This window comes from Bacteroides mediterraneensis, assembly GCF_016900355.1.
Lineage (GTDB): Bacteria > Bacteroidota > Bacteroidia > Bacteroidales > Bacteroidaceae > Phocaeicola.
This window is the reverse complement of the sequence record NZ_JACJKA010000041.1, coordinates 1-13,486: the sequence shown is the minus strand read 5'-3', so window position 1 is coordinate 13,486 and position 13,486 is coordinate 1. Positions and strand designations below refer to the sequence as shown.

The 13,486-nt window shown below is 44.7% G+C and carries 12 protein-coding genes, 1 tRNA gene and 1 pseudogene; 2 read left to right on the top strand and 12 right to left on the bottom strand.

The features are described 5' to 3' along the window. Positions 1-123: 123 nt before the first annotated feature. A complete protein-coding gene (locus H6A28_RS14455) occupies positions 124-600 on the top strand; it encodes a hypothetical protein (RefSeq protein ID WP_204480961.1) in 477 nt (158 codons plus the stop codon). A gap of 176 nt (positions 601-776) precedes the next feature. After that, positions 777-882: transfer RNA gene (locus H6A28_RS14450), tRNA-Met, on the top strand. A 394-nt stretch (positions 883-1,276) separates the two neighbouring features. On the opposite strand, the gene H6A28_RS14445 is transcribed toward H6A28_RS14450, so the two are convergent. From H6A28_RS14445 to H6A28_RS14390, 12 genes and pseudogenes are all read right to left on the bottom strand, one after another. Continuing rightward, positions 1,277-1,771, bottom strand: a complete 495-nt coding sequence (locus H6A28_RS14445) for a hypothetical protein (RefSeq protein WP_204480960.1) — start codon at positions 1,769-1,771, stop codon at positions 1,277-1,279. After that, the gene (locus tag H6A28_RS14440; protein WP_204480959.1) at positions 1,768-1,983 is read right to left on the bottom strand and encodes a hypothetical protein; all 216 of its coding nucleotides are present in this window, start codon (positions 1,981-1,983) and stop codon (positions 1,768-1,770) included. The genes H6A28_RS14445 and H6A28_RS14440 overlap by 4 nt, the downstream gene beginning before the upstream one ends. Beyond that, positions 1,977-3,419, bottom strand: coding sequence for a hypothetical protein (locus H6A28_RS14435; RefSeq protein WP_204480958.1), 1,443 nt, complete (start codon positions 3,417-3,419; stop codon positions 1,977-1,979). Before H6A28_RS14435 ends, H6A28_RS14440 begins: the two co-directional genes overlap by 7 nt. 56 nt (positions 3,420-3,475) lie before the next feature. Further along, positions 3,476-4,369, bottom strand: coding sequence for a fimbrillin family protein (locus H6A28_RS14430; RefSeq protein ID WP_204480957.1), 894 nt, complete (start codon positions 4,367-4,369; stop codon positions 3,476-3,478). Positions 4,370-4,585: 216 nt separating this feature from the next. Continuing rightward, positions 4,586-5,728, bottom strand: a complete 1,143-nt coding sequence (locus tag H6A28_RS14425; RefSeq protein WP_204480956.1) for a fimbrillin family protein — start codon at positions 5,726-5,728, stop codon at positions 4,586-4,588. 75 nt (positions 5,729-5,803) lie between these two features. Beyond that, positions 5,804-6,748 (bottom strand): DUF5119 domain-containing protein, encoded by a 945-nt coding sequence (locus H6A28_RS14420; RefSeq protein ID WP_204480954.1) that lies wholly within the window; start codon positions 6,746-6,748, stop codon positions 5,804-5,806. A gap of 4 nt (positions 6,749-6,752) precedes the next feature. Beyond that, positions 6,753-7,310, bottom strand: a pseudogene (locus tag H6A28_RS14415) (DUF3575 domain-containing protein); the annotation flags it as partial. Positions 7,311-7,481: 171 nt separating this feature from the next. After that, the gene (locus H6A28_RS14410; protein WP_204480950.1) at positions 7,482-7,799 is read right to left on the bottom strand and encodes a hypothetical protein; all 318 of its coding nucleotides are present in this window, start codon (positions 7,797-7,799) and stop codon (positions 7,482-7,484) included. 346 nt (positions 7,800-8,145) lie between these two features. Next, positions 8,146-9,120 (bottom strand): DUF4249 domain-containing protein, encoded by a 975-nt coding sequence (locus H6A28_RS14405; protein ID WP_204480948.1) that lies wholly within the window; start codon positions 9,118-9,120, stop codon positions 8,146-8,148. Between the two features lie 6 nt (positions 9,121-9,126). Continuing rightward, the gene (locus H6A28_RS14400; protein ID WP_204480945.1) at positions 9,127-11,718 is read right to left on the bottom strand and encodes a TonB-dependent receptor; all 2,592 of its coding nucleotides are present in this window, start codon (positions 11,716-11,718) and stop codon (positions 9,127-9,129) included. A gap of 13 nt (positions 11,719-11,731) precedes the next feature. Further along, positions 11,732-12,514, bottom strand: a complete 783-nt coding sequence (locus tag H6A28_RS14395; RefSeq protein ID WP_204475567.1) for a FecR family protein — start codon at positions 12,512-12,514, stop codon at positions 11,732-11,734. A gap of 186 nt (positions 12,515-12,700) precedes the next feature. Continuing rightward, positions 12,701-13,144, bottom strand: coding sequence for a sigma-70 family RNA polymerase sigma factor (locus tag H6A28_RS14390; RefSeq protein WP_345944574.1), 444 nt, complete (start codon positions 13,142-13,144; stop codon positions 12,701-12,703). Positions 13,145-13,486: the final 342 nt, after the last annotated feature.

Here is a 13,486-nt window from a genome sequence, read left to right as displayed (position 1 = left end):
TAGCAGCCATTTGTATTAGACTGCAAAGTTGCAAAATCAAGTCCGTTTCATTTCAAAAGACCGTGTAATTGACTATATTTCAATAATTTCAAAGAACTATTTATCCACTTTTACGGGACAGTAGTGAAAATAGATATAAAAATAGTTGAGAACTATGGAAATTACACTTACTATTATAAAATATTTGGATTATCCGGAAGGCTACTAACAATCAATGGGTGGACTTTAAGGAACGCAACTTTTCATAAAAGTTGGAATGTGAATTATAGGCCTACAATAAATATAACAGACCCACAAGGAGCACGATTAGATGATTACGAGTTACCAGAGCCATATTATAAGACAGAAAAAAATATTGGTGGAGAGATTGAAAACAGATTAAGAGAAACATTTATGTTTATGCAATATATTTCTCAATATCATAGTCTTTATGACTTCAACATAGTGCATAATACATCACTTTCAAGCATTGATGATGTTATGCGCTTTTATTTAGAGTGCTTAAAGATAAAAGACCGACTACCCCCAAAAGCCTTATTCTATATTACAGATACAATCAAAAGAAATTTTGAAAGTTATCTACGAAATAAAGAGAAATAAAATTTTTCATGGCTTACGAGAATAAGAAAAAGTAAGTATAGCCACCAAACAATAAGCCATAATCATTGCATAAACCTGCAAGTATACCTATCTTTGCATCAAGAACGAATGTTGACTGATTGTTGACTAATTTGTTCTATTACGAGTTCATTAAACGGTTGACAATGATGTGCAAAGGGCTTGTAGCTCAGTTGGTTGCATAGGAAAGCGAAGCTTTTCTATGCCGTAGAGAGCAACAGACTCATAATCTGGAGGTCCTTGGTTCAAGCCCAAGCTGGTCCACGAAAAATTGCAGGCAGTTACGGATTCCGTAGCTGCTTTTTTTGTGTCCTGCCACAGAATATTCCTCTTTATCCATATCCATTTTATGAAACAGCATGGTCCGATTTTCAGTCAAACTCCCCTGCAAAAATACCTCGGCACGTTCGTGCCGACTGCTCATCACGTTCGTGCGGAGACCTCGTCACGTTCGTGTCAAGACCTCGTCACATTCGTGTCGAGGTAAATCTGTCTGCACTTTTGACTAACATACCCATAGCATTGCCGGATAAAGGCGAGAATCTTCCCTCCTAAAATAAAGACAGATTCCCCTTACGAGCCATCGCAGGGGAATCTCATCCAACAAAAATATATGAAATATACCTATTAAAATAAAGCAACAAGGTGGTTGCAGACACTATTTCCCGATGGTCGGATTAGGCGTAGTCGAATTTCCAGTCTCATTATACGCACCGGGCAACCATGCGTTGTTGTTCCCTACCGCCTGATTATAGAACCGAGTTCCAGGAGTCATAAACGACTTCACCTCGCTCCGATAGCTCCGAGGCTCCATACCAAAACGATACACCCAGTCATAAAACTGATACGTGTGGCTCATGTCATAAATTGCATCATCCACCGGAAGGTGGCTTTTGCTTTCATCCAGAAAGACCTCATTATCCCTCTCTGCCACAGGATACATCACGCCTTCTTTTCGGGCCACAAAGACCCAGTCGCCACTCATACCCCCCGAGAACACGGGAAGGACTTTCTGCTGCAACTGTTGCATGATGCTGGGAGTACAAGCCGAATAAAGCCAGTCGACCGGCGCATAACTTTGGCCCTGCCCAGCTTTTTTCACCAAGACCAGTACCTGTCGGGACCCGTACTGCAACACACCCGCTGTATTCATATAGCGTTCGTGACGTATTGGCTGGCTGTAGACCCATTGTCCACGGCCACGGCATACTGGCAGAATCCCATCTTTACGGCATTGGCCAGATAGGGCGAATCGTACATAAGAGAACCTGTCGGCCAGTAGTATTGCGAGCTTGTTGACTTATTGGCAAGCTCATAGCGTAACTGTCCCGCTCCCAACACAATGGTGTTTCCCGGCTTCAACATGTATCGGCCCGGGCCTTTATCCACAACATATCATAAAACCGGTTATTACCCTGATAAGAGATATGAGCCTTTTGCCCGTCTCCTCTGTACACCGTCTGATTAAAATCTTCTACATACAAATCCTGCACCAGTGCCTGGTCAAATGATTTGGGAAAAGTATTTGCCTCTCCTACCATCAAGGGAAGGTCGGTATCCCATGAGAGTATTCGGCACAAGCCATAGTTACGGATGTCAATCTCCTTATTGGTCGGATTATAGATTTCCACTACCGTATAATTGTACCACCACGACGGATTCAAGTGCAGCAGCTCGGTAATCATCAGGTCGGATTCCGGCAAAGAGGCATTGACCTGATAAAAATACCCCGATTCCAAATCCACGGCCCGCTCCGAGGGAGGAAGGATGATGCTATCCCTGAGCATGACATCGTTGGAAGAAGAGGTAGTATACACAAACTCTACCTGGCTGGCTGCAGGAGCAGACGATACCGGAATGCACCACAAGTACAGGATTTCGGGCGTTGTTCCCACCATGACTGGCTTGATGTTCCAGATACACACCTCATTATTGTCCCACAACGCACGTTCAGACCGGCTGGGAGCATCCCCACCTGCCCGACTGGAAGTCGAAAAATCAAAGGAAAGAATCCCGTTGTTTTCGTTTCCCAAAGCTACACGGGCAAATCCCGACTTGATGTTCGGGTTCTTGATTCTTACCTTATTGACATACACCGGAATGGCCAGCGGATTCGTCACCTTCATCCGTATAATGGTACCCAAAGGCTTGAAATTGAGATCAAGGAATACTTTCCCATTCTCTTTTCTCACGGGTACATACCGACTATATAAAGGAGTGGTCAGCGAGGTCAGATGATCTTTCACAATATTTCCGTCTGGAGAGAAATAAGTATTTGTATTGATTGTCGCGGTATACTTATCCTGACTGAACATTCTCTGCGCCTCGGTTCTTTCCTGGGTTTCCATGATGGCACACACTTTCCAATTGTCTCCGGCCAAGTCTCCTTTCTTCAGCCGTATGTAAGGGTCATCGACCAACACCTGGAATCCCCCTCCGGCTTTCGGTTCAATCTTCGCGGAAAAAGTTTTAAAGCTCCGGGTAGACACATCGTCTCCATTCTGCAGACAGACATGTATAAACACGTCTTTCATATTCGCATAATCAAAGTGAATCTTCTCCTCGGCATCTTCAGTAAGGCTTCTGGAGCCTACACCAGCCTCTGTGTTTACTACATCGGCATATTGGGGGATGGAGATTTCATAATCCACATCTAATATTTCTCCGGTATATTCTTCCAAGGAAATACTCTTTTCCATGTTCATGTGCTCCATTTCTGCCTCTTCATCTTCCTTGCAGGAGGTAAAAGCAGCCAATGGGACCAAACAGCAGGTGATTATATTGATTATTGTAGCTTTCATTCTTGTATTCATTTATATCTCTTTTATCTTGGATTTTCAATTTTGTGTTCCTGTGGTTATAACTCACCTCCATCCATCCAATCACTTAAATCGCCCACTACTACCAGGGCTCGCTCCTGAATACTCAGATTGTATCTCACAATCTTACCCATCTGCCATTCTGTATCTGCCAGACTGGCTGTATATTCGGTAACCGCGCCCGACGCGTCTTGCAGTTCCAGCTTCAGCTTGGCCCCTGCAGGCAGCACTTGCGGAATCAGAATCAGACGATTGATGTCATTCCTGATTTCCACGTTCGCATCTTCGGCCTCAGCCGTCTGATAGTTCACTGGAAACACGAAATCAGTCACCATCGAATAACTGTCCCACATATTCTTTCCTACATAATGACGCGCTTTCCCATATACTCCCGATACGGTAATCTTCGTCACCGTGCCTTGAGGCATTCCCATATCGACAAACCGGATTGCGGTCATGGCATGCTTGAAAGTCAACGGCACCACCTGATTAAAGTCTCCCGGATACTCTTCGGTAGAAGCCACCAAAATATCTTCCTGGGCTGCCACATCCAAAGGTGCTGTATACTCAAAGGCCGGATAGCCGGAACGGTTTTCCAGAAACGACAAACCAGAATTACCGTAAGGTGCATACGCAAAAAAACGTACCTTCTGCCAGGCTCCCGGCCAGTAGACGTCGGAGCGATACGACAAATCTCGAGTAACCTCACGATTATTCATCAGGTTAATGGGAGATTGTTCGTTCCACGTCTCTGTCGCACTATACATGCTGGCCCAGCAACCCAAACGGCTATGCATCGTACTTGTAGACACCAGAACACCTCTCGAATACTGACTGGCTTTTCCTTGTGTACCGGTACGCAATGCACCTGTCTGCCATTCCATCCCATTCACGTCCGAGCAAAAACTGATTGGTGCTATTTCGGCTGCCATGTGCTCATCCTGCTGGCACGATATCAGTCCTATAAGCATTGCCCCAAAAACAAAATACCCCAAAAACCACCTCTCTCCATATTTTTCTTTAAAAGCTTGATAGAATAAAAGCGCAAGAAGAATGAGGCATTAATAACGAACATTATGAAACTAAAGACATAGTGTCCTCATCCTCTTACGCCATAAAAACTTTACTGTTGAGGGTTATATCATCCCTTAATTCATGTTGACATCAACTGATGCCGGAGTCCAGTTGTCTACCTGTACCGTAAACTTGATCGGTGCTCTCAGAATCAAATCACCGCCTTTACCATTTGGAACAGGAGTCTGGTCGATAGAAGAATCATTTGTATCCGGATTCGGGTCAATTCTTCCAGCACCACTTCCATCACCGCAGAAAGTCAAAGTATAAGTGTACTTCTTGCCCGGTAACCACTCAGTATTAATCGCTACAGCAGAAAGTCCATATTTACCAACTTTCTTGTCCGAAGAAGTAGCCAAAGGATACAATAAGACCTCATTGTTTCCATCCTTGCTATAAATACGGCACAACACAGATAAGTAAGCACCCGTCTGCTGCGAAGTAGAATTCCAGCTTACCAGCTGTTGCGGAATCAGCATAAAGTTGTCTGTGCCCATCATGATACTCTGAGGATTCTCCGTCAAGGTTACGGCATTTGTTCCTTTAACCATATAGCCATTCCCTTGGTCTGCTCCTTCATAATTATCCCACTGAGTTCGGGGCAACTGATAAGAAGTACCGGTAGCCTCGCTTTCCGGGAAAGTAAAATCTGCGGTTCTTGCCACATTCATCACCTTTACCCCGAGGACTTCAATCTTAATGTTCGGGTTCATACATTTTGCCTGCACTTCAATCTGCGACAACGCATGCTTGAAATTCAAAGCTACGCCAGCACTTTCATTATTCGCTTTGTCTCCTGTATTGTAAGCAATGACCAGGTCTTTCAGCTCAGCCACAGTCTGATTAGGAGAAAAACCCGTAATTTTCTTCTTTACATTGCTGATAGTTACCTGTCCACCACCCGCATCTTGAGGCGCATAAGCGAAGAAAGCCAGATTAAAGCTCGGCCAGTAATAAGTAGAAGCAGTTTTCCAGTCCTTCCCTTGATTAGAAGAAGTTACCGCCAGGTCTGTAAAATAATTCTGATCATTACCTATCGCAGTCACATTAAAGGCATTCAAATTGGCCAGATTCGTCACCGGACCTCGTGAGATTGCCTTATCGATGGATGCTCTGAAAGCAATGGCGTTGCCATTATTTACCTCTATCACTTCATCTTTTGAGCAAGAGGACATTGCAGCCAGTACAACGGCTGCCAAAACAAGATTCTTTTTCATTTAAAATTTAGTTAAGTTGTTAGTAATCTAAAATATAAGTTGTCAGTTTTTGTAAATATGTTTTTGACTGTCTGTTTACATTGGTAAATCCACGTCAATACTTTCCCACTCATCCACAGAAGCATGGAATCCTCCTCCAGGCACAATCGGCTTCGGCAAAGGAAGGCCGTCCAAAATAATCAGCACGTCGCGGGGATTGGGAGCCGTATGTATCTGTTCACTCACATCGTAAAGATAACATTTGTCATTGCCATCGGGCATAACTACATGTACCGCTATCTTGTGAGTCTGTTTCAAAGAATACTCTCCAAAAGTCAGGAACTCCGTCTTCAAAGTAGAAACTCCATCCGAATGCATTTCAAAAGGAATAATGACCGGTTCCGCATCCAGTTGGTTTTCTCCCAAAAACCGCCCGACCGACATTCCGGAAAGTCCTCCTGTCACCCATCCGGCAGCCACATATTGCAGATTTGATACATTTCGGATTTCTATCCGATAACGGCAAGCCAGGTTCTCTGGAAGGAAACGTATGGTCTGCTCGTTTTCCGTAATTTCCAGACGCAGATTTTCTATCCGGTCTGTATAAAAACGGTCGGGGGAAAGACCCACACGTTCGGCCGGAGATTCATCCTGATTCAGTGTCGCATATGCAGCCGCATTTAGATTCCCTTCCGAAGAATAGACCTCGAAAGTATCATACCTGTCCATATCACGGTAAAGCAGAGAATCCGTATCCGAGTTAATGCACAAAGCCTTGTAACGCCCTACCGGTACGGTGATTTTTCCTCCCTGCAAATCGGTAAACTCATATAGCAAGGCCTTTCCACCATCCACTGGAAAAAGATACACACGCATCGTCTCCACATGGGCATCCGGTGATTGGGTCCAGTCGAAAACCACTCTCACATCGGCAGCAAATATCTTCTCATCATAAAGTTCCTTGTGCCTGCATGACACGAAACACACCGTAAGGATTATCAGGGCTGCTTTCAACAGCTTATTCATGTCTGTTCTATTCATAACCTTACTCTCTTTTTTCCCGATTAGTTATTTTATTACCTAAAAGCCACACCAAAGAAACTTCTGCTTTAGTAGGCCCTATCCAATGGCGTTGTTTGGTGACCTGCCACACGTAATATTTGTCAGCCGGCAAATATTCATGACAGATTCCTCCCAGGTAGCCCAGTCCCAGCGTAAAATCCAGGTTCAGCCTTCTGCCTATGGGCAGGGAATAACCGTATTCAACACCAGCTCCATGATGTGCCTTGTCCCATAAAGTTCCGCCTGGTTGTCCGCCGATATACCCACGTCTGCCCATCTCGAGGTCGTAGGTCAGCATCTGCCCGTACAAGCCCAGATGATGCCCGGACAAAGGCCGGTCTTCCGTCACTCGTCCCCAATACTTCCGAATGAACAGCTCGCCGCCATACGACCGCCAGTACAGGTTCGACTTGTCTCTTTTCCACCATGCATACATCCAGTTTCCGCCTACACTCCATCCTTTTCCGAGATCGAATTCCACTCCCACGTTCGGAACCGCAAGCAAATCATACAGTAAGTTGGTCTTTACAGCCATAAGAAAATGTCTTTTTTCCCGGGACTTCAAATCTCGTACAGGCATTACAAGCGAATCAAGAGCAAGAGAAATGTCCGGCTTTACCCAGTCAAAAGACAGGCTGTCTCCCTGAGGAATATAGTGAACATAGAGTACACAGGTTCGCATGTCAGAATATAAACTGCGGAGCATCTCGTTTCACACGCGACCGCCTTTCAGGCTTTTCAGCAATCTTTTCCGGTCGGACTCAGGCTCCTTTTCAAGAATTTCCAATACCTGTTTCTTCTCTGGGAGGTCTGAACTGTTTACCAATTGTTTGAACAGGCTCCAATCCAGTTCCACCGGCGTCATCTCAAACTCTACTCCCGACCATTCCACATGGCTCCGCATGTAGTCTAAAAGTACCTTAGCCCGGTTTCGTGCTAAAATCTCATTCAAGGCAGACGGGCCTTCAGGAGAAGCAGAAGAAAATACCCGTACATTCCCATACCGTACCTTTCGGTTGTTCAATTCCATCAGTTATCTGGAAACCGGTCCAGCTTTTCTTCATTTGCCCTGTAATTCAAATCAAGCTTGTCTACTCCCTGCCTGAAAAAAATGCGGACAGAATCATGAGAAGAATTTGTCTGTGCACTGATGTGTTGCCAGCATAGGAAAGAAAGCAGAAACATGCACTGCTTTAACCCTCCCCACCTGTCTTTCTTGTCTAGTCGTTGTCTTTGCATATCATAAAACAGGAACTGCTTTTGTCTTCACTCTTCTATCCAGCTCCCATAGCCTAAGGGATAAAAAACCTGTTTAGTACTATTCTTTCAACTGTCATTTAACCAAAATTAAAATATTTACAATTCTAAGAGAGATTTTACCGGCAAAAGCCAGAAGCTTCCATCCAGTCTGTTTCATACAAATGGCAACCGCCCACAATCCCAATGCCATTGACGACATTCGTATACCTTTTATATATAGGAGCCAGTCCGGCTTTCCCCAGATCATTGTTATTTAAAGCATTTACAGATTTCAAGTATTTATACAAGTCAGACGAAAGTGCAAACAATACCACCTTATAATAGACCTTATCGTCTGCAGGCTGTGCTGTACCGTGATTTCGTTCAAAACAGTCCAAATTCAAGGTATAAGTTCTTCCGTTTATCTGGTGATCACCGTAGATATACAAATGCTGATAGAAGTCATTAGACAAATCGAACACATCATCTACCCCGAGCTTGTTGTTCATAAGCGGTTCATTTTCCACGTGCAAAACCAGCGGTTTTACTACCGAATCGGGTACTCCAATCGTGACGCCCTCAGGAAATATACGTTTACGCAGTATCCTTATCCCATAATAATTTTCCACCTCCGCACAGTCTCGCAAGGTTATCTGGAACCTTACCGCTTGATACCCGCATACGCTCAAACGAATCCCTTCTACCTTTTCCAACGGAAAACAAGAGGGAACCGAGGTCCGTGCAGTGACGGCTGGTAATCCAGGAAGTTGTGCCTTGACTTCCACTTCGTCACCCTCCTTCAATCTTCCTACGGCATAAAAAGTATTTCCATTTCCATACCTCGGCAACCTACCGGCATAGCCCGTTTCCCTTTCAACTCCGTTCACACGGAAAGAAACCTCAGCCCGGTCAGTCGTCCGGTCTGCCTGCGTTTCTCCATTCAACGAACGGCTCCACAACAACTGGATAAAAGTGGTATCCTTCACATTGGAAGGAATGCAATACACCACTAACTTCCCGTTTTCCGCCACATTTTCTACCGTCACCTCCTTGTCACAAGAGGTGCACAATCCCATCACCGGCAGCCACATTGCTGCCAATAATTTCTTCATTTTCTGCTAAAATTTAATTGTATAACAAAGCGACGGAAAAAACGGAAGTCCCCCTACAGTTTTCCATCCTACAGTTCCATCCGGATTCAATACTTGTTCGGCATAAAAGGCATTGTGCCGCGCATACATATTATAAATAGATACATCCCAAATCTGCTCACGTCCTTTCTTCATCGGCTTTCTATAACGCACCCCACAATCCAACCGGTGATACGCTGGCAATGCCGCATTGTTCGGAACATCGTATAACAGAAAATCGGCAGGGGCAATCTCCTCGTCCGGCATCAACGGAGCAGAAACAATCTGTTGAGGAAGGGTAAACCGGTTTCCGCTATGGAAACGCCACAAAGCATAAAAATCCACCTTCTTACCTAACGAACAATTCAATGAAGCGTTCAGCGTATGACGGTTATCAAACTTATCAAGGAACCATCCATCATAAAAGTCAGGGAAAAAACGTTTGCTCCAAGCCAATGTATAAGACACATGCAGAGAGACTGGTCCCTTGTCGTAGGCCGCTTCACACTCCGCCCCATACGATATTCCTTTTCCTTTGCTGATATTTTCTTCCCATGCCACGGCCGAAGGGGTCAGACGCTCCATTCCATTGTACTCTATCAGGTGATTCATAGTCTTATAGAAGCCACCTACCCTCAGATGTACGTAATCGGAACATGCCTTATAGAATCCAGCCGTCAGCTGCCACGAATAAGAATAACCCGTCTTGTCTGTAGAAAACACCCAGCAGTCAATCGGCATATTGAGATAGGTGCTCGACAGCCTCTGCATGGCCTGACTCATCTTGGTGACTGAAACTTTCAACGAGGCCATAGAATTCAGCCGATAATTGAAGGAAACTCTCGGCTCAATGGAACTTTGTGTAAGACGACCCGCCCCAAACAGATTCCAAGCCACTCCAACATTTAACTTCATTTTCTCCCCCCATGTCATTTCGTCTTCGGCAAACAAGGACAACTCATTGCCATGAAATGACATTTCAGTTTCAGTCTGACGGCTTTCAGGGGTCCAATGATTATCATCCACCAAACTACTGCGAACATAATCCTGCGGGCGAAGCAGATGGTTCGTATAATTCGATCCCAGATGCAGTCGGTGTCCAGACGCGGGACGATATACCAGTTCCAGCCGATAACCCACGTCGTCAATCGTGGAACTATTGTATCTGGTTTCTTCCATACGCTGCTGTTCCACATTCCTGTCACCCACTTGGACCTGCCCCTGATAATGAAACTCTGCAAAATTATGGGTATAGAATCCCGTCAGGTTCATCGACAGACTGGAAGAACACACGGATTCCCATCCGACCGACAGGGCCGTATTTCCCCATCCCACTACAAACCTATCAGTTTCCTGCCGCATTCCTTCATCATAGGTCTGCCAATGATTCATCCGTGCCTTGTCATAGCCTGAATAAAGCCCCACACGCAACCGGTTTTTCTCTGAAAACACATGCGAAACACATGCCGTAAGATCATGGAAAAAATATTTTCTTTTTTGATTTCCTTCCTGCTTCATGCTTATCACATCCAACAGGGGCACAGGAACCAGATTCAGCAAAGTGCGGCGAAAGGCTACGTTGAACGAAGTTTTCCGCTTCACAATCGGCCCTTCCAGCTGGATTCTTGCATCCATCGCTCCCAAGGCAAACTTGCCATGAAACTCTTGCAGGTTACCCTCACGGGTCCGGGCCTCCAGTACCGAAGACAATCGTCCTCCATATCGGGTCGGAAACCCGCCCTTATAAAAATCCACCTGCTCTATCACATCAGCATTGAAAGCGGAAAAAAGTCCGCCGATATGATTCACATGATAAAGAGGTGCTCCATCAATCATTATCTGATTTTCATCATGGTCGCCTCCATGTACATACATTCCAGACGCAGGATCTGCCCCTGAGGAAACTCCAGACAGGCTGTGTAAGGTGCTGACCACATCGGGTGTACTCATGAAATACACACCCCGTTCCAAATCTTTTGCCTGCACGGATTCTTTCCCGTCGCGGAGCGTATGGAAAGACGAATGGGCATCTACTGTCACCACCACTTCCTCCAGTTTATAACCGAACTTTAAGAATACGGTTTCCATCCGGTCACTCTTCAGGTCTATATCCCTGACCTCTTCCTCTGTTCCAATATACGACACCCTGATTTTATGACGACCTTCGCATAACACCAGGCTGAAGAATCCAGACTCGTCAGTCAGGGTACCCTTTCCTGTATTCACATCCAGCACAGTGCCCTGAACGACGGCTTCACCGGTTTCCTGATAAACATATCCGTTCAAAGTGTATTGCTTGATTTTCTGCAATAACACATACCCATCTCTTACCTCATATTTGATATCCGTTCCAGAAAAGACCATCTGCAGACTTTCCTGCAGATTCTTGCCGGTCAAATCGGCTCCTTCATATCCGATATTCAAATCGAGAGAAGCGTTATACACAAACATCACGGCATATTTTTCCCTCAATTTCTCTATTGCGGATTGGACCGTCAACTTGTCCTGCTGAGCCCAGACATGACTTACCTTGCAGCACAAGGCAGTCAGCATAAGCGCTCTAAACACCAGCGCACCCATTCAACTTGTTTTTCTATTCTTTCTTTATTTTTATCTCCAGCACCTGTTCCAGCATCGACAGAATGGAGTCTAAATGATCTGTCTTGAATTCAGCCGTCACCTTGCGGTCTGTCTGCAAAGCCGACAGCTTTACTCCATAAAATTCAGACAACTCTTTCAGTACCTTCTCTACCGGTACATCTTTATATACAAATACATTCACAGCCCAAGCCGTAGGATTCAACACCGATATTCCGGTGATACGAGGTTCTACTTCGCCAGGAGCCAGCACCGCTTCCATACCTTTTGTCAGAATCACTCCTTTATCCTTCTCAGAAAGCGAAGCGAAATACACTTTCCCCGAAGTCACATAAATTCTGGTGAGTGAATCCGGATTCTGCTCACTGACCTGAAACTTTGTACCAAGTACCTTTGTCACCGAACGCTGTCCGTACACCCAAAAAGGCGACTGCTTGTTCTTCGTCACCGAAAAATAAGCTTTCCCTTTCATCTTCACCACTCTCCTGCCGGTATGGAAGTCTTCCGACTCGTAACTTAAGGCAGAGCCCGGTGCCAGCATTATCTGGGTACTGTCGGGAAGCACATGTCTCACGATTCCAGCATCGGCCACTATCTGAACCTGTCTGTGGTCAGAGGAACGGAAATACATAAAAAGACCAGCCAGAATCAACACCGAAGCCGCAATCCCTGACACATACCATCCAATTCTTCTTGACGGGCGGGAATCCTTTCCTTCACCATTTATTTTTCTCAAAGCCTTACGGGTATCAAACATTCCTTTTCTGTAATTTTCCAAAACAAACTGTAAACTTTTATCTTCCAAATCTTTCATGGTGTCATCAAATTATTTTGTTATACTACATTCTACTCAGGTTATGAGACAAACCTTTCTACTCAACCGCCACAAGCTATCCCCAAAAGAAAACGTATACCTTATTTCCACTCTGTCGGATTATTTTCAACGCCTTGCTGATCTGATTCTTTACCGTATTGACTGAAACCGACATGCTTTTGCTATCTCTTCATGCTTCAACCCATCTCTCCTTGACAACAAGAGTGCTTCCCTGCATCTTTCAGGAAGACTTTCTATGGCAGTCAGCATCCGGGCTTCAAGAAACGAACGTTCCTCGTATTCTTCCTCCTCATGCGTCTCATCCTCCAGTTCATACAGGCTGTCATTATCAACCTGCTGCTTAGACTTCTCCTTCAGAAAGTGCCCGCACCTGTTCCGAACCATCGTGTACAGGTAAGCACGTATATTATCCACATCCTCCAGGCTGTCTTTTCTCTCCCACACTTCGGTAAAACAATCCTGTACGATGTCTTCCGCATTATCAATGTCTTTCACATAATGAAGAGCATACATACATAAAGGACGATAATAATAGCGGAAATTATCATTGAAAACCTTCTTGTCTATTCCCATAATTATCCGGTGTACCGTTTATTACTATATTCCATGCTGAACACAATTTTAATTTGTTACACCTAATAAACGCTCCCCTACAGACCTTTGTTTTGAATTTGCCTTCTTCTTGAGAATTATTATTATACAACTAATATACAGGTGAGAAACAGCACAATATTATATTAATTACAAAGAGACAGCCAACGTAAAGTGTTGAATTTACATTTATATATTAGAGTTTATATCGAATAATTGATTAAAGCGTTCTTTGACTTATCTTTGTGGTCTAAAAGGTTCAATTGATGTATTACGACAAGATTCGCCACCGTTATAGCCAAGTGCTTGCAGCGACAGGATTAA